Consider the following 21,265-nt stretch of genomic DNA (forward strand, 5'->3'; position numbering starts at 1 on the left):
CTTCCTTCAGGATCGCCACGATCTGACTCTCGCTGAACTTGCTCTTCCTCATCGCGTCCTCGTCTTCCTCTTTGAGGCCGCATTCTCCAGATTTAGGTGTCTACGGTGAGGGGGAGCTTACGCTCCGACGCCATCGCTCGAACAGCGCGCTCATGAGTAGCCAGCGACTCAGTGCTCACCTCGCTGCCAACGTTGGCGGAGAGGACAGCTTCGGAGAGGTCGTTGGTGATTCGCTTCCAGGCCATTGCAGCTTTTCGCTGGGCTTCGAAGAGCGCATAGATCCCGGAGTTCCGAAGAGCTGACCACATGCCTTCCTCGATGGTGAGAAGGAAGTCGTCGACGTTGGGTGGAATCGGCCTGTAGGGACGATAGGCACCAAAACCGTTGGGTTGCAGGTTGCTGAAGTACACGGCGAGAAAGTCTTCCTCGCCATAGATCACCGACAGATGTTCCTTGCGGATCGCGCGTTCGCGCTCGACAAGGTAGTCAATGAAGTCGGGGCCCGCACCCAACTCGGTCAAGAGCAGATCCAGCGATCCTTCATCAAAGACGTGAACGAAGGTTTTGCTAGGGTCGATGTCTCCCACCCAGAACGGGTTCGCAAGCATCTGTTCTTCGCGCATTACGGCGGAGAACCCCAGGCTTCCGGTGCTGTCGGGTGCTCCCTTCTCCGTGAACTTGGCAAAGTAGGTTCGAGCAGGTTCAATCGAATTCCTGCAGATCGCCACGAGGTGAACCCTCAGCTCGGGGTCATCGAGCGCAAATGGAAAGGATTGGGTGCACTTTCGGTCCAGAAACAGTTCGCTGCGCCCAGACCTGATGTACCTCTCTGCGCCTCGGAGCTGGTCGAGTGATCCAAGAACCGACTGGCGCAACCATCGCCCCCAGTTGACCTTGATGTCGCCCGCGCTCGGAAACTTGATGTCCTTTTCAGAAAAGAGAATGACGTCCTTGCCGAACACAACGATGAGGTCGACCACCTCATGCTTGATCGTACGCCCGCCCTTGACCATCCGTCGATGAACGGACGGGTAGGACCACAGGCCGAAGAACGCCAGATCAGCGAGCTTCGTGAGTTCGCGTTCGCCTGGGGTGCTTCCTTCCCCTTTCTGGATCGGCGTCAACATGATGATGGTCTCAGGCTGTCCTCGGGCTGATCTCAGCTTTGCCCAGCGCGTTCCCGGCACCACGGTTCGTCGGCTCTGTCATGCCTCTCCTTGATAGTTGCTCTTCCGGTCAGCGAGGCTAGGGCGTCAGTGGTCCATGGCACGAGCCCGCCCGTCTCATCAGGTCACGAGCTCTTGGAGGAAGTCCGTGAGCGCAGTCTTCGGATCATCCTCATCGGACACGATCATCTCAATGCCCCAGTGCCTCAGCACTTCTTCTGCCGCCGGGTTTGGGCGGTTGGTGAAGACGTACGACTTGGGTCTCACCGAAGCCAGCGGCGACTTTCCCCACATCTCGGTCAGGCGATAGAACAGCAGCCGGATATTGAAGTCCGTCAGGCTGTAGCCGATGAAGAGGACGGAGTTGCTCAGCACGTCGTTGCGTAGCTTGATGTCCAGCGGCGTGTCGAAGTTCAGCCGCTGGTAGTAGCTGGTCTCGTCGAGGACGATGGACTCGTCGGCGGCGAAGTCGCCATGGAACTTGATGATCTGGCGGTGACCGTCCCTGACAGCGACCATGTCCGCTACGCTGGCAATCCTGTCGTACTTCACGCCGAACTCGGCGTGAGCGATCTCAAGCCACCGGTCGTAGTTGGTGGTGTAGATCCGCGAGAAGTTGCCCTGGGTGATGAGCCGGTGAATATCGGAGGCCTTGATGTCCGTGGAAGGCTTGTGCCATTCGCGGTCCATCCAACTCCGCAGCTCGCCGAGTCCACCTCTCTTCTTTTTGTAGAACTCAGCCAAGGTCTGATAGTTCCCGTAAGTGGCAAACACCGCCGGGTCGTAGCCCAGCTCCTCGGCAATCTGCGCGATCAGCTGGCTCCAACTCGGCAAACCAAGGTTTGCAGACACGCCGGCGCCGACAAACAGCATCAGCTTGCCGCTGCTGTGGGCTTCGAGAAGTTCAGTTCTCATGTCGTGACTTTCGAAGTCTTGAGGTGGGCGGCAAACCTGTCCAACGCTAGGCGGCGCATGGATATGTCGTCCTTTTCTGTACCCATTTCGGCGAACGTCCTCGTGTAGCCGTCAGGGATGAACACGCAGTCCCACTGGAAGTCCTCCGGCCCAGCAGGTGCGCGCGGAACCGTGCCCTCGATGGCGCCTTCGAACAGGTGCATCTGGCGCCCATCGCAGTACCCAAGCACCGTCTTGGCGATGACCTTGTCATCACCCAGAGCGGCCACGAGGTCCGCGAAGCGCCTGGCTTCCAATCGGTCCCAAAAGATCTGGGTCAGGCCTGCGGGAAGGTCGTTCAGTCCCCTGAGGTACAGCCCTGTGTGCTCGACGAACAGCGGGCGGCCGATCTCGTGGAACGCCTTGATCAGTTTGTCCCGCACGAGCGCGTGGACGTCCTGCGTCTGTAGTTCCTCGATCTTTCTGGATACCGGCACGATGTCCACGCCGACCGGCTCGAGGATGCGTTGTACTTCTTTGATCTTGTGCTCGTTGCCGGACATGAATCGAATCTTCAATTGAGACTCTCCATGAATGAAAAGCGCTTGGCGACTTCGTACTGCTGCTGCATGTCGCAGATGGACAGGCCTTCTGCCATGGCGACGGTTTGGTCGTCGGCGAGGCCGCGCTGATGGATCGCAGGGTTGTCGGAACAGATCACGAACGGCACACCGTGGCGCCGGAACTCCTGGAGAGGATGGGCCTCATCGCGAGGAACGGCGCCCGTCAGCCGGTTGCTGATCGGGCAGACCTCGACGCAGATCCCCTCGGCAGCCAGCAGGTCCATCAAGTCCGAATCCTTGCCGGCGGCCGTGCCGTGGCCGATCCGATCAGCGTGGAAGAGCTCCACGGCCGCACGCACGTTCTCTACGCGGCCAGTCTCTCCAGCGTGGATCGTGATGCCGAAGCCGTACCGGTCCTTGGCCTCACGGATCATCGCGGGCAGCTCAGCCGAGTAGGGCGTCTCTTCATCCCCCGCTAGGTCGAGCCCCACGACATCCTTCGGCCGTCCGATATCCTCGTAGGCCTGCAAGAGGGTGGCGAGATTGGAGGCGCCGTAGTCGCCCCGCGTCACGGTGAGAATCAAGCCCCGCCGGATGCCGTAGTGCTGAGCTGCGCTGCCTGTCGACTCGATGAGGCGTTCCAATGCCTGCGCCGGCGTGCAGCTCTGAAGGCCGGTCAAGTACAGGACGCTGCTGCGGAGCTCGACGAAACGGACAGCGTTCTCCGCCAGGCTTGCAAGAACAGCATGGGCGAGGCGGTCAAGGTTCGCTCGCTTCTTGGGGAAGAGCCGCAACACCTGCCACGGCGTGAGGTACTCCGCCAGCGATTTGCACGGGGCAAGGCGGGTCATGTCCCGGTCGAAATCGAACCCAGCCGGAAACGACGTTGCTTCGTCGGCCACAATCTCCTGGATGGTCGACACAGGGACGGCGCCGTTCATATGCACGTGGAGTTCCCCCCGATCATGCACGAGGGCTTGCGCTCCGCCGTCGTCGAGGCCGTCGGCCACGCCCAAGAGGCCTGGCAGATCAAGTTGCCGCTGGTTCACTCTCCGTCCCTAGATCTTGTTGTGGGCTTCAGCCCGCTTCTTCTGATGCTAGCGCCGTACCCGTAGTGCGCGTCTTCTCGTAGACCCGCAATTGGCATTGGCGATCCGTTTGAGCTCCTTCGGCCTGAACCGTTGCCACCGTGCGGCCGGGCGCCATCAAGCACGCCTCAATCGAGGCCAACGTGAACTCCGATGGGGTGATCTGGCAACACCATGCGCGGTGCAGCGGTCTGGGATGCCGAGAACATGACTACCTGCCGCGCCTCGAGGCAGGTAGGCTCAGCACGCGGCATCCGCATCGTGCCCCTCGCATGTGCATGGCTGGTTCGCCCTCGACGGCGGTCGTCACTGCTGCCGCGTCGACCGGTGAGCCAATGACGGCTTCCAGCAAAGGACGTGAGCCCGGTAGCCTGCCGCGAATGACGGCAACCGCTTCTATGAGGGCTTCCTTGTCAAGACGGTTTTCATGGCGGCCGAGCGCTAACCCGGCTTGATCGGAGGCTGGGAGCCGATGGAAGTCCGAGGCGATGCCCGAACAAGCTTCTATCCGTGCGAGTCCGTCGACTCAGCACCTCATGCTGTATGCGCGCCAGGCGCGCTGGCGGGTTCCCACTTGGCGAGGCGCCCCATCTGCGAGATCGGCCATGGCGGATGCATGACCCTGCGGTTGCACGGGCGCGTCGACCTTCGATCATGGTGTCGGCTGGATGTTGCGATGCGGTAAGACCAAGGTTCAGGCAGCGATGACCTTCGGGCGTGCGCCGGCCGGGATCTCACCGTCGCGCAGGAAGCGCCACAGGGCAACGGCCAGGCGCCTGGCCACAGCGACGATGCCCACGCGGCGCATTCGCGCACTGCCGCGAGCGAAGCGCTTGTTGAACCAGCAGCTGATCGCACTGTCGGGTTGCAAGCGCAGCCAGCCCCAAGAGATCTCCACGAGCAGCGATCGAGCCCTTTGGTTGCCGGCTTTGCTGATGCCCTGTTCGGTCTGGCTGTCACCGCTGGCATACGGCGTGGGCGTCAAGCCGAGGCAGCCGGCAACCTCCCGTCGGTTGGCGAACTGCCTCCAACCGAAGATCTCGTGCACGAGCACTGAGGCCCCCGTGATGCCGATGCCGCACAGACGCATCAACTGATCGACCAGGGGTTGCCGGCCCTGTTGCAGCTCGGCTCGGCGTGCGGCTTCAATCGCGCGGACCTGCTCCTTGACGAGTTGCAGCCGCACAAGCTCCCGGTCGATCTCTGAGCCCAGCTTCGGCCCCAACTGCTCGCGGTGCTGTCGCCACCAGTCGGCCCAGCCGCGACCGGCGATGTGCACGCTTGGGCGCAGGTTACGCAGCACCAGCAGCGAGCCGATGCGGTTGGTGTGCGCGGTGCGCTCGTGGATCAGTCGCTCAAGCTCGCGATGCTCCCGCCGCTCGTCCTCGTCGTGCTCGCTGGGCTCGCGCAACACCGCCCACACCCGTTCTCCGCGGTGGTGACGCTCGAGCATCGCTTCCAGCTTGTCGGCATCGAGCCGGTCGGTCTTGGCGCGGCGGGCCCGCCGATTGACCTCGATGCTTGCGGCGTCGACGACGACGTTGTCCACGCCCAGCCCGGTGAACCAGCGGTGCAGCCACCAGCCGTCGCGACCGGCCTCGTAGCAGCTGTGCACTTGCGCATCCTTGGGCGTCTTGAACCGGTTGCCGGCGCGCACGATGCACTGGGCCACAGCAGTCTGGTCTCCAGCGTGCACACTGAATCGGCTCAGGGCACTACGGCCATCGCCGACGCTCAGCTTCCAGTGTTTATCGCCGAGCTCGAAGCTCATGTACAGATCGCCCGCTCCCGCTGTACCTTTGCGCCGCAGGGCTGCGACTTGAGAGGTAGACATTTCCACGCTCCTTCGACAAAGAAGTGGAACTGGCTGTTCTACGCCTCCCCAAAGCCCTACATAGCATCTGCAAAGCGGTTGCGGCACCAGCCGACTGAGGTCACTACTTCCTGGTCGGCGCGGTCTGGCGCCCGAGAGAGGTGCCGTCATCATGCTTGCGCGAGCCTATCGCTTTCTCGCTCAGAGTCCAGTTTGCAGCCATTGGCGCCAGCGATATCTCGTGTAGCTTCGTTGGGCCACCTTCGCCGCGGCTGACGGTGCCGATGAGTATCAGGCGAAGCTGTTCGTCGGTGCCCCAACTGGCCAACTCGCTTGCGAAGCGCCTTCCCAGACGCCGGTAGAGCTCTTCGGCGAGCGAGAAGTGATGACCCGGTAGGTGCTTGACCACCGCCTTGTAGCCAAAGCGAGCAGGCGCGATCTCTTTCACTTCTCCGATCAGCAGGAGCAGCCGCCGGGCGCCGTTGTGTGTGGTGCTCGCCGCTGCCCAGTGGATTCGCCTTCGCTCTTCGATTTCGTCTCGCTTGTCGACGGAAAACGGCTCGGGGATGTAGAGCCTTGAGGCAAGGTCTTCGCCGGCCACGGTCTTGTGCCTGGCGGTCTGCAGGAGGCGGTTTCGGACGGTGGCCCAGTTGCGCTTGCCTTCGAAGCTGGGCTTCCAGAAGTTGAGGCCGGCCTGGTCCCAGAGGTAGAGCAGCAGCCCCTTGAGCGTCAGGCGGCTGCCGTCGGCCTTGACGCTGGGTCCCGGCTCTCCCGGTTGTGGCTGTCTTGCTTGCCCCGGTGCCTTGGAGAGCGCAAAGGCCAGCCTCAGCGCGGTCTTCCCCGTCTCCGGATCCTCCTTGATCGCGGTACCTATGAGGTTGCCGTAGGGCGAGAGCTCCGGCGGCAGTTCGTAGGACGGGCAATCCTTCGCGTGCCGGCTGCCCGTCTCCGGCATGCGCTTGACGATGTAGCCACCGTCCAGCCGGGCGACGTACATCTCCAGCCCTTGCGGCTGGCAAAGGCACCGGGGCCTTTGCCTTCTCGCGTGGGCCTCGGCGATCACCTCGCTGAACCCCGGGTCGTTCGGCTGGTACCTGCGGCCACCGATGAGGTAGGTGCCGTCGGGGCAGGTGACAGCCGTGCCCTGGTCTGTGGTCTGCCACATGGTGTCCTCATCGCGTCTGCGTCGCCCGGTCGCGGCTGCGGTCGATCTTCGGGACCGGGGTGAGCTCCGGCCTGCGGCTGGGAGCCTTCTTGTCGTAGAGCTTGACCTTCGGTTCAGACGCCGTCGCGGACCTTGCGGCCAACTGCCTGGTGGCGGCGTTGAGGATGGCTTCGCGGTGGTTGTCCCGCACGCCCTTGGCCTTGAGCACGGCGTCGATGGCCTCGATCACCGCCTTGCGGCCGCCGCCGCGCCCGGAAGCCTTGTCGGTGCCGGTGGTCGTGGTGCTTTCCTGGGCTGCCTGGATCGGCTCGATGCGGTTGATCTGCCGGGCCTGCTTCTCGCGCTTGACCAGCTCGAGGTCGGCCTGGCTCGGCTCGTAGCCGACGGCCTTGACGTCCCGCACGGTGGCCTCGACCCAGACTTGGCGCTTGAACTCCTCGTTGCCGGTGACCCGCAGGGCCTTCCAGTTGCGGGTTTCGGCGACATCGACCATCGATCTCGCGACGGACGGCTGATTGGTGTCGGTGGCCAGGCGGAAGGTGGACTCGGTGAAGGCCACCCGGTTGGGATCGCCGCGGAAGCGGTACTCCGCATGGCCGACCCTGGCCTCACCGACGGTGATCAGGGCCTTCTTGATGACGTAGCGCTCGGCGAGCGCCTGCTGCAGCATCGCTGCGCGCAGCTCACGCTCGGCCTGGGCCTCGAGCTTGTTGAGGTCGGCCGGTGTCGGCTTCTGCTGTTCCGCCGTCTTCTGTTCCGCCGGCCTGGCGGTCGGCTTCGACTCGTCGTCGCGCTCGTGCGAGAAGTCCGGTTTTGTGGCGGCGCGCACGGGCTGAGGCTCCCCGCGCTTCCACTCACCGTCGCCCTTGGCGAGGGTGGTATGCCGGCCGTCGGCTGCGATCGCGGTGACGCGGGTGCTGCCGAGGCGGTCGGCCTGGGCAGTGATTTGCGCCAGGTCGTTGGAGCGGTAGGTCAGCTCGTTGAGCGGATCGCGCAGTTCGTAGCGCTCGCCGGGCTCGGCGGCGGGCATCTGGAACGTGGTTTTCGCGATCTGGGCTCGTTCCCGGCCGCGCGTGGGTTCGATGGTGCCGCCGGCGGGTGGCGGCGATGCGTTGGTGGATTCGTTGGTAGCCATGGGGTCCTCCTGGCGTGGCGGTGGGGTGGCGGGTGCGGTTCATGGGTGCGCCACCGTCGTGTGGATGGGGCGCAGCACGGGCGCGGTGCGGTACAGCTCGATCTCGACGCGGCGGTTGAGGCTGCGTCCCGCTGGGGTGGTGTTGTCGGCGGCGTGGTCGCCGCTGGGCTGGTAGGTGGTGCGGATGCGGGCCGGGTCGATGCCGGCGCCGACCAGGCGGTCCTTGACGGCCTCGGCCCGGTCCTTCGCGATGCGGCTGTCCGCCGGGCTGTCCTGCCGGCCGTCGGCGCGGCCGCGCAGCACGATCCAGGGGGCCTGCCTGGCGCTGTCCATCAGGGCGGCCTCGACATCGGCCGGCAGCTGGACGCGGCTGCTGGCGTGCTCGAAGTGCAGCGTGTAGACGACGTTGGCCTCGGGCTCCTGGCGCAGGGTCGCTTCCAGCTGCGCCTGGCGGAGCATCAGCCGGTGCTGGGTGGCGGTGCTGGCTTCGACAGCCCGGGTGGCGTTGCGCGCCGCCTGGCGGGCGTTGTGCAGCTCGTGGCGGCAGCTCTGCAGCTCGACGGCTTCGGCCGTGTTGGCCGGGCGCCGGTGGGTCTCGTCGACGGTCGGTGGTCGTGGCGGGCTGGCACAGCTGGCCAGCACGACCAGCCAGGGCAGGTGGTGGAGCAGGGGACGGGTGGGCTTGGGTGTCATGCGGGCCTCTGGGTGGGTCAGGCGGGTTGGGGTTCGTCGGCGAGCTCGTCGGTGAGCACACCGTCGTCGTCAGGCACGGCTTCGATGGCGCCGCCTTCTTGTGTCTCTGCGCCGCCGAAGAAGCGCAGCAGCACTTCCGCGGTGTCCTCGGGGGATCCTTCGAACTGGTCGGGCAGCAGGGTGATGTCGTGGGCCAGCGCGTCGACGTCGATGTGCTGGCCCGGCGCCAGGCTGTCGGGGGCGTAGTGCCAGCGCTGCTGGACCTTGGCCAGGTGCAGGTCCATGTCCATCTGCGGGACTTCGGGGGGCGGCAGCAGCCGCTGCGTGAAGGCGCGGTCGTCGTGGTAGCGGATCTTCTGGCCGAGGATGGGCTTGCAGTTCTCGCAGATGACCACCAACCGGTCGCGGCCGAGTTCCTTGAACTCCTGGGGCAGCAGCAGCGCGCGGCGCTGGTCGCTGTCGTTGCGGCTGACGGTGGTCTGGCCGTGGCCGCTGAAGGAGCGGCTGCGCCCGCGCGAGGTGGCGCGCTCGGTGTAGTGGCCCAGCATCGCGCTGTATTCGTCGGCATCGCGCTGCTCGCGCGGGGCGAACAGCACCTGCAGGCCGTGGTTGGTGGCGAAGGTGCGGGCTTCCTTGTCGCCGTAGACGGCGTCCAGCTGCGACATGGCCTGGATCACCGTCAGCAGCCGCAGGTTGTAGCCGGCCAGGAAGGCGGCCGCCTGGGTCAGGATGCCGATGCGGCCCATCGCAGTGAACTCGTCGTTCAGCAGCAGGCACTGCACCTTCAGGCTGGGATCCCGATCCGGCCGCTCATGGGTGTTGTGGGTCACCAGCTGCGAGAAAAACAGGTTCAGCAGCGGCCGTGCGGCCGCCAGCCGGTTGGGCGGTATGCAGACGTAGATCGACATGCGCTGGCGGCGCACCTGGTCGAGCCGGAAGTCGTCGGCGCTTGTCGCGGCATCCACCACAGCATCCGCGAAGATGGTCAGCGGCGCGTTGAAGGTGGCGACGATGCTGGACAGGGTGTTGTCGGAGTTCGACAGCAGCCGCTGCAGCGCATCGGTGCATTCGTCGGTCAGCGGGATGCCATCGTCGCGGCGCTGGGTGATCAGCCCGCTCAGGTGGTCCTTCAGCGGCTGGCCCTTGCCGGACGACTGCCGCAGCATCTCGCCCACCGTGCGGGGCAGCTCCGGTGTCTCGAGCAGCAGCAGACCGAGGCCGAGGAACAGGTTGCGGGCTTGGTCGTTGAAAAACGCCTCCGACGAGGTGCCGCTGCCGTCGTTCGGGAAAAACACCTGGCCGATGGTCAGCAGGTCGCCGACCCGGTGCAGCGGACTGGTGCGCACCGACGACAGCGGGTTCCAGCGGTGGCTGCGCGCCTGCGGATCGAATGGGGCGAAGGCGTAGACCCGCTGGCCGTGCCGGGCCCGATAGCCGGCCGTGATGTCGTAGTTCTCGCCCTTGATGTCGAGCACGACCACCGAGTCGGGCCAGCTGAGCAGGTTGGGCACCACCACACCGACCCCCTTGCCGCTGCGGGTGGGCGCCGACAGCATGGCCGACAGCTGGCCGGGGAGGGCGATGAAACGCTTGCCGTGGCGGCCAACGACGATGCAGGGGCCGTCGTGCTGGTCGAGGAACAGCCTGGCGCGGCGGATCTCGGCGCTGGTGGCGAAGCGGGCCTCGCCGTGCAAGGGGCGCTTCGGCCTCGCGGCTGTCACCAGGGCAATCGGCAGGATCACGAGCAAGCCGACGCCCGAGGCGGTCATCGCAGCGATGAGCTTGTTCCGTTGCAGCCGGTCATCCGAGTACAGCTGCCAGTAGGTGGCGATGCTGGCGAAGCGGGCCTGGCGCGGGTCGGCCTTGTTCAGCAGCAGGAAGAGCACGCCGGACAGGTAGACGGCGGCGCAGGCCAGGGCGGCGTAGCCGAGCAACCCGAGTGCGATCGCCACGGCTTTGCGGGCCGTGCTCCAGGCCGAGAAGGGCAGCGAGACGCTCATGCTGCGCTCCCGTTGGCCAAACGCCGCCGGCGCGGCTGGTAGTGCAGCTCGGAGATGAAACGGCCTCTCTCGTCGCGATCGAACTGCACGATGACGTCGATCACGATGCCGAGCAGGCTCTTGATCTCGTCCATGCGCAGGCCGCCGCCGGCACCGGACTCGCGGATCATCAGTGCCATCTGCTCCAGCGCCAGTGCGCAGCTGCCGGCGTGCACGCTGGTGATGCTGCCGGGGTGGCCGGAGGCGGCCAGCCGGACGAAGTAGAAGCATTCGTCGCCGCGTACCTCGGCCAGGAAGATGCGGTCGGGCCGCATGCGCAGGCAGGCTTCGAGCAGCGACTTGGCCGTGACCTTGGCGCTTCCCTGGGCGTTCTTGCTGTAGAAGAGGTGGACGGTGTTCGGGTGGTGGGGCAGCGTCAGCTCGGCGGCGTCCTCGATGGTGATCAGTCGCTCACCGCTCGGCACTTCCTCGACCAGGCCCTTCATGAAGGTGGTCTTGCCGGAGCCGGTCTTGCCGCTGACGACGATGGTCTGGTGGTGGCGCACGGCCAGGCGCAGGAAGTCGGCGTAACGGCGGGCTGCCTGGAGCTGGAGCAGCTGCTGCTCGAAGGGCTGCAGGTCGCTGCCCTGGCTGTTGGCCGGGTTGGCGGTGCGCTCGAACAGGCCTTCACGCTCGAAGTCGTCCAGCCGCTTGACTAGGTCGGAGGGCTTGCGCACGGTGATCGACACGGTGCTGCGGGTGACGGCCGGCGGGATGACGAACTGGATGCGTTCGCCGCTGGGCAACGTGGCTGACAGCAGCGGGCGTTCCTGGTTGATCTGCTGGTCGCAGTAGGTGGCCACCGCGTTGGCCAGCGACAGGCAGCGCTCCAGCGTCATGTCGGGCGCGCTCACGGTCTGCCAGCCGGTGGTGGACTCGACCAGCAGCTCGCCGGGGCGGTTGACGCAGACCTCCAGCACGCCGGGGGCGTCCAGGCGCTCGCGCAGCGGGCGCAGGAACTCGACGACCGAGGTGGCGTCGCCACACCAGCTGTCTGGTTCCCGGTCTTGGTCTTCGGCGTGCATGGCGGCCTACTTCTGCTCGGCGTTCAGGTCGACGCCGGAGGCTGCCGTGCTGAGTGGGGTCAGCTTGAGGCGGTAGACGGCCGAGAAGTCGATGTCGCGGGCGACGTAGACGCCAACGATGCCGCCCTGGTTCTGGTACATGACCGGCGGGATGTTGATGGTGCTGTCGAGCACCTTCTCGGCGAGGCGGCTGGAGTTGGCGGTGGTGCCGGGCAGGACGATGGTGTCGCCCTGGGTGTCTTCCTTCTGGTTCTCGATCACCAGCTGGACGGCGTCGTCGATCATCGACAGCAGCATCGCGGCGCCCAGCCGCTCGGGCCAGCGGTTGTCGACGTAGCCGTCGATGCCGGCTTCGCCGAGCTGGCCGGTGCCGGGCGAGTTGAGCTCGACGAGCACGCCGTGCGGCGTGCGGATGCGGGTCCACATCACCGGCAGGCGGACCATGCCGGGTCGCACCGACACGCTGCGGTACTCGCCGTCCATGTGGGAGCCGCGCTCGACCAGCAGCACCTTGCCGTCGTCGCCGTAGATGTCGCGCTGGACCATGCAGCCGACCATGCCGGAGGCGCCGCTGATGACCTTGGTCTTCAGGGCACAGGTGAAGGCGGTGCCCTTGGGCATCGTCAAGCTGCGGTTGGGCATCAGGCGGGCCTTGATCGGTGGCGTGTGGGTGGCCTGGAGCTCGCCGCCGAAGAGTGGCGGCGTGATCTGGGCGCCGTCCGGGCCTTCCACGGTGCCTTGCGGGGCCTGGCCGGCGACGGGTGGGGGTGGGGTGCGTCCGGTGGCCGCGGTGGCGTTGTTGGCCGCTGTCGTGGCCGTGCGGGTCAGGTGGTCGAGGGCCGCCTGTAGCTGGCGCTGGTAGGCGTCCATGTCCTTCGCCGGGTGGCGCAGGGCGGTCTCGACCGGGTCGAGCTTGCGGCTGCCAAGCTGCCCACTCGCGGCGGGCGCGTTGTCGTCGGGGAGCGGCTCGGGCGGCGAGCTGATGATCATCACCGGGTCGTCGCGCGGGTCGTAGGGCTTCTCGGCGGGGGCTCTTCCTTTGCCGCGACCGGAACCGGTGCGGCGCACACCGATGGGCTCGACTTCTTCTTCTGTGGGGATGAGGGCGGGGATCCGCACCTCGGATGACGGAGCCTCGCCGGCAGTCGGCGCGGATGCTCGGTCCGACTTGAGCGGAGGCAGGTCGAGCTTGGCGGTCGTTTGGCCGGCGGCGGCTGGGCGATCCTTCGCTGGCTTCTTTTCCTCATCCTGAGTGCTGCGATCAAGGTAGCGGTGGGCTGCGAAGGCCCCCGCGCCAAGGACCGCACAACAGAGGAGGCCGACCGCAAGCAAACCCTTCCACGAAAGAGTTGAGGTGCCCCCGGTCGTGAGCTTGGGCAGGGGACGTTCGCCTGGGAGAGGTGTCAGACGGTCCCGGGCCTGGCCGATCTCGAGCTCGTCCGGTTCCGGTTCTTGTTCGGGGCGTTGGCGCTTGAAGGGGTTCCTCACGGGGTCCTCCTGTCGGGGGCTGGGTGTTGGTCCGGGCCGGCTGGCTCGTTGAGTTCACGTTGCACGCCTTCTGCGGCGGTGCCGTGCTGCGGTGGTGCGCCGTGGAGGTCGAAGGCGTCGTTCCAGACGGCGATCACGGCGCTGCCGGCTCTCAACATCAGCCGTCGGCTGATGCGGTCGACCACGACGAGGTCGTCTTCGCGCCGGCTGTTGACGAGTGCCTCGGATCCGTCGGGCAGCACATGGAAGACCGCCGGCACTTCCCGGTTGCCGGGAAAGCGGAAGTAGGTGAAGCGGCCGTCGTCGAAGACGAGGGTCGGAACGATGTCCTGCGAGTGTTCGCCCTCGGCCATCGAGTACTGGGTGTTGACCGGCCTGGGCTTCTCGCTCAGGCGTTCTTCCAGTTCAGCTCGCTGGTCGGGTTCCGGCAAGGTGACTGCCTCGAGAGGTGCGGGCAGAGTGTTGGCGTGGGTGGGCGCCTGCAATGGCTTGGGCGCCGGCGCCGGAGCCCTGACGACCAGGTGGTAGGTGGGCTCCCTTGGGTCACCCTCCGGCAGCACCTGCAGGCGGAAGGTGTGCGTACGCCGGTTGGAGATGACGGTGAGGTTGTTGGGAGCCTCGGCGCCGCTCTTGGCCTTCACGAAGAGATGGCGGCTGCCGGGCTTGCTGGAGATGCACCAGGCTGCCGCGGCCTTGCTGCAGTCGCCCCCGAGGCCGGAGGCGATGTCGCGGATGGCTTCGTCAGGGCCGAGCTCGATGAGCGTCGCGGTGCCTCGCTTGACGGGCACGGACACGACGGCGCGCGGGTCGTAGCTGATTTCGCGCATGCGGCTGTCGCGGCCGCCTGCTCCTGCCTGGGCCGGCGTCGCGATGGCAGCCACCAGCAGAACACTCGCTGTCGCCGCCTTCATGGCCGGGCTCCCGCAGGCACGGTGCTGATCTCAGGATCCGAGCGGTATGCGGTGACGACGAAGCCCAACGGGTTGTCCAGGCGATCACGCTCCTTGGCGAGGGCATCCGGCTGGTACTGGTAGACGATGCTGGCGACGTGGCGGGTGGTGGCATCGGGCTGGTTGCGCTCGATCTGGCGGACCGTCTTCTCGTAGGTGATGGTCGCCTCGCCCTTGTTGCCGCGCCGGCCAGCGGCCGAGAGCCGCACGCCGATGACCTGGATGCGCCACTCCTCGGTGCCGCGCAGCTTCTTGTGCAGGGCGTTGTCGCCATCGAACTGCCGCTGGTACTCGGCGAAGACGGCAGGCACGGCCATGCGCGCCACCTGGTCGTAGTCGCGTTGCAGGAAGGTCCAGTTGTAGCCTTCCCGAGCCCGCACGAAGGTCGCCAGGTGGTGCTTGTCGAGTGCCTCGAGCTGCGGGATGGACTCGACGCTGAGACGCTGCTGGACCGTGGTCTCTCCGGTAGTCCGGTCAATGACGATCGGGATCTCCACGGTGCGACGCAGCGGCCCTTGGGCGAAGACCGCCGCGATGCCGATGAGGCCCACTGTGGTTCCGGCGATGGCGACGTACCACGCGCGACGCTCCGAGCGTTGCTGCATCAGCGAGCGGTCGAGTTCCCAGCTCGTGTTGGCCTGCAGCGCGTCCTGGGCTGCGGGGGAGAGGTCTGGCCGCTGTTCAGGCAATGCAGCGGCTTGACCCCGCCCCGTGGCGGGGGTTTGAGAGGTGGGCATAACTTGCCTCGGCTAGTGGTCTACGGCTTCAGATGCTCAGCAATGAGGCCGCCCCTGGTGAGAGCCTCGTACTGACGTTCGCGATCGCGCGATCGCGCGATGCGTTCTTCGTTGGCAGCCATGCCCTGCAGCATCTGCAGCTGCGTCGCTTCATGACTGAGGAGGGCGTTCTCGGCGCTGATGCGGGCCTGCAGCTCCTGGATGGCCTTCTGGTCACTGGTCGAGTTGATCTCGTGCATCAGCGACTCGATCTGGTCGATGCGGCCGGCGGCTGTCTCCATCGCCTCCTGCAGCAGGCCCTGGTACTGGTAAGGCAAGGCGAGGGAGGCTTGGCAGGACCTGCGGTCTTCGCCTTCTCGGTCGAGGCAGTTGTAGACCATGGAGGCGTCGCGCAAGGTCTTCGCGGCACCTTCCAGGCTGTCGTAGCCGGAGCGGTTGACGGTGTTGATGACGGCATGGGCCTGCGGCGGCACGTAGTTGTGCAGCATCGGGTTGTTCAGCACGTTGCCGAGCTGTCGCATGCCGTTGAGGCTGTCGATCTGCTGCTGGAGCTGGTTGATCTGCTGGACCTGGTTCTGAATCTCCTTGATGTCGTTCATGACCTGCAGGATGGTCTGGATCAGGTTGGCGACATCGATGACGGGGATGCCTTGCGCCTGGGTGGCGTTGTGCCCACCGAAGGCGATGAGGACGGCGGCGGCAATCTTGAGTCGGGCATGCATAACGATCTCCCGAGAGGTTGAGGGGCTGGGCTACTTGTCCCGCATCCAGGACGGCTTGATCGGAGAACTGGTGGAAGCGTGTTCGGCCGCCTTGGCGGCGGCACTGCTGCCGCCGCGCGAGGTCACCGTGGAGGCATAGCGGGCCGCAGCCGCGGCTGCGGCACCGGTCATGCGGCCTGCGGTGTAGGCCGGGCCGGCACCCCTGCGGATCGAGCCGCCGGCGTCCCCGCCGCCTGGAGACGGGTTGGGCGAGCGCAGCCCGCCGGCGACCATGGCGTTCTGGATCATTTGGATGCCCTGTTGCATGACGGCGCCACCAGTGAACCCTGCCGCGAGGGAGGGGGCCTGGAAGCAGATGATCGACATCAGGATCATCACGATGCAGTACTTCAGACTCTCCGTGACGACGTTGAAGTTCGGTCCAGAGAAGCCGCCGTGCGTCTGAATCACCTGGACGATCGATTGGCCCATGTAGATGCTGAGCCCCAGCGCAAAGAACGCGAACCATGTCAGGACTACCGTGTTCAGCACCATCGACAGCCAACTATCGAAGAAGCGCTGCGTTGGCTTCCAGGCGAGACACAGTATGAAGAGCGGTCCAACCGCGATGGAAAACGTGAGGAAGACTTTTGCGAGCGAGATGACGAAAAGCGCTATGCAGATGAACAGAACGTTCCCGATCGAGCAAACGACCGCTGCGAACACAAGGTCGAGTCTCGTGATGCTGGCTTCGCGCAACAGGTCGATCACTAACACACTCGCTTGATCATTGAAGGCGTCAAGCAAGGCATAGGGGGAAGTAACGGCACCAGGATCAGCCGACTCGGACTGGAACGTCGCTGCGACGCCGGTGGCGAGTGCGTTGGCCGTTTCCCACACGTTGGTCATATAGAAGCCGCTCTGCAGCGCGAAAGCCAGCACGAGGCTTATCTTGAAGACCTTCCACATGAACACTGGAACAGTCTCGGAGACTTCGTTGCGAAGGACGGCCCAGCCGTACAGGGCTACCCAGATCGTCATGCAAACAAGCGCGATGGGAACCAGGCCAGCCACCAGACGAGAGACGACGCCCAACACGTAGTTGTTGAGCACGACGTCGAACTGAGATCCCACCCAGGTGAACATGGCCTGACTCCTTGACTACTGAACTTTGGGACTGGGCAGCGACTTGATGCTGACGCAGCCCTTGTCGATGTCCGGGTACGAGCAGTGCTTCCAATCGGAGCCCTGCTTGACGACCCACACGCGTGGTCGGCGCTCTGCGCCATAGGTTGAGGGTTTGCATGTCGATGGCCGGGCATAGACCTCGGTGCATTCCATAAGTCCTCGTTCCGTCTCAACCATCTTCCAACCCCCACCAGTGCATCCACTCTGGGTTGCTGGGCAAGGCTTCCCCAATAGGGCGCCAGCGATGGGAGGCGTCTCCACCTTCCTCGTGCCATCGGGCAGGACCTGGACGGCTTCATTGCCCTTGACGAACTGGGCGTGGGCGGTGGTGGTGATCGCGGTGGTGGCGGCCAGTGCGGTGGCTGCCGCGATGGCTGCGAGTGCCTTGCGTGCTTTCATGAATTTCTCCCTGCGGTAGTGGACCTGCGATCCTGAACCGCTCGGAGGAGCACGGGAAGCCACTGAAACGGATCGTCACCATGGCGCTCACGCAGGGTGTCGAGCAGCGCGACGTTGTCGGTGGTGCCCGACAAGACGGTGATGAGGTCGTCGAGGCCGGTGAGGTCGAGCTCGCAGATTGCGCTGGCATGGCCCTGCTTGACCAGGAAACGCCGCCCGCCATGGGCACCGAGGGTCCTGACGATGTCGTACTCGGCCTGGCTGAGGCCGAAGCCGTCGATGTACTCGTCGCGTACCGCCTCGGGGTTGGCGAGGAAGATCTTGGTGACGCTCTGCTCGACCATCGTGCGGCCGATGGGGTGTTGCAGCACGTCGGACGGGCTCTGGGTATCGAAGATGCCCAGGCCGTTCTGCTTGCGGATGGTCTTCTGCTTCTGCTTGGCGAAATCGTAGAAGACCGGGTGGTCGAGTGCCTTCCAGAACTCGGAGATCACGTAGATCAGCCGTTCGCCGTTGACCAGCTCCTGCATCACCTGCAGCAGGTACATCATGACCGGCGTGCGGACCTCGGGCAGGTCGAGGAACTCGGTGGTGTCGAAGCCGATGACCTGGGCCTGCTCCAGGTCGGTGAGGCGGTCGTCGGCCTGGTCGAACACCCAGCCGAGCGCGCCACCTTCGCACCAGCGGCCCAGCCGGTCGTAGAGGCTGTTGTCGCCAGTCTTGGGCAGGTTCTGGCGAATGGTCGAGAAGCGCCGCAGCTGCCTGGGCATCATCGCGACCGAGCGGACCGCGTCGGCGATGGCGCGCTCGTCGGCCGGCAGCAGCGGCAGCGCCGGGCTGTCGATACAGGTGCGGATCAGCTGCTCCCAGAACTGCAGTCTTGCCGGCGTCGGGTCGCGCTGCAGCGGGTTGCAGCCGGTGGGCTGGCCGGCTTCGAGGGCGAAGTAGCGGCCGCCGAGCGCCCGCATCGCGATCTCGCTGCCGCGGTCGAGGTCGAACAGCACCAGCCGCGGCGCGGGATTCCATTTGCGGGTCAGCGCCAGCAGGAACATCTCCAGCGTGGTCTTGCCGACACCGGTGGAGCCGATGATCAGCGTGTTGCCGGGCAGCTTCTTGTCCGACGAGTCCTCGTCGTCAGGGCTCTTGTGCAGGTTCAGGTAGAAGGGCTGGCCCGACGGTGTGCTGAGCAGCGCGAGGGCCTCGCCCCACGGGTTGCCGTCGCGCTTGCCGCGCGGGAAGTTGTGGGCGCTGGCCAGTGCCGCGAAGGCGCGCGAGCTCAGCTTGGCATCGCGTGGCCGCCACTGCCAGTTGCCGGGCCACTGGGCGAACCAGGCGGCATCGGCCACCAGGTCGACCGCGGCCATCTGCAGGCTGCAGGACTCGCCTACGGCGCCGATGGCCCGTGCGGCGCGCCGGCCGGCGTCCTCGTGGTCGTTGCCGAAGACGACGAGGGAATAGTGGTACTCGCCCATGCAGAACTGGCCGTCACCCAGGTCGTTGATCGCGACGTCCATGTCGGCGATCTGGCTGGCGACGACGTCGTCGCTGGCGATCAGCTGGTTGCGCTGCAGCTCCAGGGCGCGCATGGCTTCCCGCCTCGGCAGGATCGAGAAGCTCTGGGTCTCGATGAACTCGCTGGCTTCGTAGAAGAGGGCGTTCAGCACCCCGGGCTGTACGGTGGCAGCGTAGTCCTTGATGTCGACCAGCGCCGCAAACCGCTCGCGGTGGCCGTCACGCAGTTCCAGCTTGTCGCCGCCAAAGCGCAGGCGGGCGGTGGGCAGGATGCGGTACAGCGGGCCCGCGCTCATCGGCACCGGCCGCCAGATGCCGTTGACCAGGTAGCCGAGGAACTCGGCGACTTCCGAGTAGTCGCGGCCGTTGTGCCGGCGGGTGCCGAGCAGCTCCGGCCCGAAACCCCGCAGCACCCGGTGCACGAGCGCCGTGCGCTCTTCCATCACGCGGCGGGTGTCAGCCTGATCCTGCGCGATGGCCTCGCGGCTGCGCTGGCGGCTCTGCAGCACCCGGCCGCCCTTGCCGTGCGGCCGGTAGACGAGGGTCAGGTAGAGCTCGTGGCTCATCATCTGCTGGCGCCCGAGGCGCTCGTGATGGGCCTGGGAGAGGTCGTGTGCAAAGCCGGGGCCGGGCGGGTCCTGCAGCCTGTCCTCGACCACGCGGTGCAGCCGGTGGGTCCAGATCGCCCACTGGCCGCCGGCCAGGTTGCGCAGCAGGCTGCACAGTGCCTCGTGGCGCTCCTCGAGCCGGGTCGGGTCGCTGCATTCGAACGGCACGCCGTCCAGGCGCCAGGTGCGCAGCCAGTCGCCGCCGCGGGTGATGACGTCGGGCGGGCTGACCAGCGAAGAGAACGGCACGAAACGGCCGAGCGGGTTCTCGCGACGGGCCTGGTTCCAGAAGGCCGGGCGCGGGGCGCCCTGCAGCAGGTGGCCCAGGGGCAGGCGAGCGGTTCTCTCAGTCGGTCCAGGCATCGCGGCCTCCGTGGTAGAGGGTGGGGCTGTAGCAGCGGCCCTGCCAGAAGCGGCGGTTGCGGTCGTGCAGGCGCAGCTTGGTGGCGATGAAGACCTGCCGGAAGCGCTGGTCATCGCGGGCGGTGATGTGGCGCATCCACAGCAGCGCCGGGCCGAAGGCGAGCAGGACGATGGGCGCAAGCCACCAGCTCAGGAGCAGACCACCCCACAGGATGATCAGCATGCCGGTGCCGAACAACACGACCAGCGGCACCAGCGGGATGCCGAGATTCATGGCCGGTCGGGTGGCGCCCTTGTAGATGGTTTCCTGGCCCATCGTCCCGCTCTACTCTGTGTTCCGGGACGCTGGGTCAGCCGGAGATGAAGGCCGCAAAGGCAGATGCACCGCCGATCAGCGTGCCGCCGATCAGGATGTTGGCCACGTCGGCCAGGCGGGCGCTGCTGAAGATCATCTTGAAGCCGGCCCAGACGATGGCGATCGTCACCACCGTCACCGACACCGTGATCAGGATGGCCTGCACGTTGTTGGTGGTGGTCTCGATGCGGTCGAAGCCGGCGTCCTGCGCCTTGGCGAGCAGGGGCAGCAGCAGGTGCAGCGCGGCGCCGGCACGCGGCAGCACGGCGGGCAGGTGGAGTCGGAGGGGCGTTCGCATGGTCGGTCCTTCTAGAAGCGGGTGGTGGTGAGGGTCGCCGGTTGCGCTGGCGTTTGCGGCGTGCTGGTCGTGTCGGGTGAAGAGGGCTCGGCGACCGGCACAGGGTGGTCGCGGCTGGCGCGTTCGATGCGCTGCACGTAGCCGTGGCGGAAGCCGGTGCTGAAGTTGCCGCTGTAGTAGCAGGACAGCGCGAGGCGCAGGGCCTGCTGTGAGTTCGTGCCTGGCTTGTTCGCGCGCTGGTGGCATTCGCCCAGCACGGCCTGCATCGCGCCCAGGTTGCGGCAGGGTTCGAAAGCCATGTCGAGCGACAGGCCGAGGCGGTCGAGGTTGTGCACATTGATCTGCGCGAGGCCGACGCTGAAGTTCCAGCCGTCGCGCTGCAGTGCGCGGGCGGTGGCCAGCGCTTCGGCGCGGTGGCGCGGCTGCCGGTCGAGCTGGCCGCCGACCACGCCGATGGCGTGCGGGTTGCTGGTGCTCTCGACCCGGATCAGCGCGAGCGCGGTGCGGGTGTCGACCTGCGGGGCGCAGGTGAGCAGCAGGCCGATCAGCGTGAGGTGTTCCATGGTGGCGGTCGGTTGGTGGGTCACTGCTGGGGGTTGCCGTACGGATCGACCGGCTGGTCCGGGGGCTGTGCGGCCAACCAGGCGGCGAGTTCGTCATCGAAGCGGGTGTTCCAGCTGCCGAGGCGTTGCTTGGCGTCGGGACGGAAGTCGGTGACGCTGTCACCGTCCCAGCGCCACCAGGTCTGCGTGAAGAGCTGGCCTTCGACCGACACGCTGATGACACCGCTGTACTCGCAGCGCGGCTGGGGACCGTTGGGTCCTTCCGTGTCCGTGATGTACTGCGGTGGGCAGTTGGCCGGTGCGCTGGCCCAGCTGTGGCTGGCGGTGTTGCCGGCGCTGGTCGAGTCGCAGGTCGGGAAGGGCTTGCCCTTCGCGAGGTCGCGCATCAGCTGGTTGATGACGACCGAACAACGCGGGATCGAACGCCAGTCGGGGGCGGCCAAGCACAGCATCACTTCGCAACCATCGAGGGCCAGGACGCTGCGCGGTAGCAGCCCGAGCGTCGCGAGTGCCATGATGCTG

Annotated in this window: 21 protein-coding genes; all 21 read right to left on the minus strand. The window is 66.1% G+C overall.

What is annotated here, in order from left to right; translation table 11 throughout:
• Positions 1-92 precede the first annotated feature (92 nt).
• Positions 93-1,127 (minus strand): hypothetical protein, encoded by a 1,035-nt coding sequence (locus E8D38_RS25080; RefSeq protein ID WP_140636858.1) that lies wholly within the window; start codon positions 1,125-1,127, stop codon positions 93-95.
• 159 nt (positions 1,128-1,286) lie between these two features.
• On the minus strand, positions 1,287-2,081 hold the full coding sequence (locus E8D38_RS25085; protein WP_140636859.1) for an SIR2 family protein: 795 nt from the start codon (positions 2,079-2,081) through the stop codon (positions 1,287-1,289).
• On the minus strand, positions 2,078-2,638 hold the full coding sequence (locus E8D38_RS25090) for a non-canonical purine NTP pyrophosphatase (protein ID WP_140636860.1): 561 nt from the start codon (positions 2,636-2,638) through the stop codon (positions 2,078-2,080). Before E8D38_RS25090 ends, E8D38_RS25085 begins: the two co-directional genes overlap by 4 nt.
• Positions 2,635-3,672 carry an adenosine deaminase family protein gene (locus E8D38_RS25095; RefSeq protein WP_246099656.1) on the minus strand — a complete coding sequence of 346 codons (1,038 nt, stop codon included), beginning with the start codon at positions 3,670-3,672 and terminating at the stop codon, positions 2,635-2,637. Before E8D38_RS25095 ends, E8D38_RS25090 begins: the two co-directional genes overlap by 4 nt.
• Before the next feature lie 733 nt (positions 3,673-4,405).
• Positions 4,406-5,545: an IS110 family RNA-guided transposase gene (locus E8D38_RS25100; protein WP_140636861.1), complete on the minus strand. Its 1,140-nt coding sequence runs from the start codon at positions 5,543-5,545 to the stop codon at positions 4,406-4,408.
• A 103-nt stretch (positions 5,546-5,648) separates the two neighbouring features.
• Positions 5,649-6,689 (minus strand): DUF1173 family protein, encoded by a 1,041-nt coding sequence (locus tag E8D38_RS25105; protein ID WP_140636863.1) that lies wholly within the window; start codon positions 6,687-6,689, stop codon positions 5,649-5,651.
• 7 nt (positions 6,690-6,696) lie between these two features.
• Positions 6,697-7,824, minus strand: coding sequence for an LPD7 domain-containing protein (locus E8D38_RS25110; RefSeq protein WP_140636865.1), 1,128 nt, complete (start codon positions 7,822-7,824; stop codon positions 6,697-6,699).
• A gap of 39 nt (positions 7,825-7,863) precedes the next feature.
• On the minus strand, positions 7,864-8,517 hold the full coding sequence (locus E8D38_RS25115; RefSeq protein ID WP_140636867.1) for an OmpA family protein: 654 nt from the start codon (positions 8,515-8,517) through the stop codon (positions 7,864-7,866).
• Between the two features lie 17 nt (positions 8,518-8,534).
• Positions 8,535-10,517, minus strand: coding sequence for a type IV secretory system conjugative DNA transfer family protein (locus E8D38_RS25120; RefSeq protein WP_140636869.1), 1,983 nt, complete (start codon positions 10,515-10,517; stop codon positions 8,535-8,537).
• Positions 10,514-11,581 (minus strand): P-type DNA transfer ATPase VirB11, encoded by a 1,068-nt coding sequence (virB11, locus tag E8D38_RS25125; protein ID WP_140636871.1) that lies wholly within the window; start codon positions 11,579-11,581, stop codon positions 10,514-10,516. Before virB11 ends, E8D38_RS25120 begins: the two co-directional genes overlap by 4 nt.
• Before the next feature lie 6 nt (positions 11,582-11,587).
• Positions 11,588-12,700 (minus strand): type IV secretion system protein VirB10, encoded by a 1,113-nt coding sequence (virB10, locus tag E8D38_RS25130; RefSeq protein ID WP_246099660.1) that lies wholly within the window; start codon positions 12,698-12,700, stop codon positions 11,588-11,590.
• A gap of 365 nt (positions 12,701-13,065) precedes the next feature.
• Positions 13,066-13,980: a TrbG/VirB9 family P-type conjugative transfer protein gene (locus E8D38_RS25135; RefSeq protein ID WP_140636873.1), complete on the minus strand. Its 915-nt coding sequence runs from the start codon at positions 13,978-13,980 to the stop codon at positions 13,066-13,068.
• Complete coding sequence (locus tag E8D38_RS25140; protein ID WP_140636875.1) at positions 13,977-14,756, minus strand: VirB8 family type IV secretion system protein; 780 nt, start codon at positions 14,754-14,756, stop codon at positions 13,977-13,979. The genes E8D38_RS25135 and E8D38_RS25140 overlap by 4 nt, the downstream gene beginning before the upstream one ends.
• Before the next feature lie 20 nt (positions 14,757-14,776).
• Positions 14,777-15,478 carry a TrbJ/VirB5 family protein gene (locus E8D38_RS25145; protein ID WP_140636877.1) on the minus strand — a complete coding sequence of 234 codons (702 nt, stop codon included), beginning with the start codon at positions 15,476-15,478 and terminating at the stop codon, positions 14,777-14,779.
• A gap of 30 nt (positions 15,479-15,508) precedes the next feature.
• Positions 15,509-16,603, minus strand: coding sequence for a TrbL/VirB6 family protein (locus tag E8D38_RS25150; RefSeq protein ID WP_140636879.1), 1,095 nt, complete (start codon positions 16,601-16,603; stop codon positions 15,509-15,511).
• Positions 16,604-16,618: 15 nt separating this feature from the next.
• Positions 16,619-17,044 carry a hypothetical protein gene (locus E8D38_RS25155; protein ID WP_246099662.1) on the minus strand — a complete coding sequence of 142 codons (426 nt, stop codon included), beginning with the start codon at positions 17,042-17,044 and terminating at the stop codon, positions 16,619-16,621.
• The gene (locus tag E8D38_RS25160) at positions 17,041-19,527 is read right to left on the minus strand and encodes a VirB4 family type IV secretion/conjugal transfer ATPase (protein ID WP_140636881.1); all 2,487 of its coding nucleotides are present in this window, start codon (positions 19,525-19,527) and stop codon (positions 17,041-17,043) included. The genes E8D38_RS25155 and E8D38_RS25160 overlap by 4 nt, the downstream gene beginning before the upstream one ends.
• A complete protein-coding gene (locus E8D38_RS25165; protein ID WP_140636883.1) occupies positions 19,511-19,843 on the minus strand; it encodes a VirB3 family type IV secretion system protein in 333 nt (110 codons plus the stop codon). The genes E8D38_RS25160 and E8D38_RS25165 overlap by 17 nt, the downstream gene beginning before the upstream one ends.
• Positions 19,844-19,877: 34 nt before the next feature.
• Complete coding sequence (locus E8D38_RS25170; protein WP_140636885.1) at positions 19,878-20,180, minus strand: TrbC/VirB2 family protein; 303 nt, start codon at positions 20,178-20,180, stop codon at positions 19,878-19,880.
• An 11-nt stretch (positions 20,181-20,191) separates the two neighbouring features.
• Positions 20,192-20,743, minus strand: a complete 552-nt coding sequence (locus tag E8D38_RS25175) for a lytic transglycosylase domain-containing protein (protein ID WP_140636887.1) — start codon at positions 20,741-20,743, stop codon at positions 20,192-20,194.
• 20 nt (positions 20,744-20,763) lie between these two features.
• Complete coding sequence (locus E8D38_RS25180) at positions 20,764-21,258, minus strand: hypothetical protein (protein WP_140636889.1); 495 nt, start codon at positions 21,256-21,258, stop codon at positions 20,764-20,766.
• Between the last annotated feature and the right edge of the window lie 7 nt (positions 21,259-21,265).

The organism is Methylibium rhizosphaerae (genome assembly GCF_006386545.1).
Taxonomy (GTDB): Bacteria; Pseudomonadota; Gammaproteobacteria; order Burkholderiales; family Burkholderiaceae_C; genus Pseudorivibacter; species Pseudorivibacter rhizosphaerae.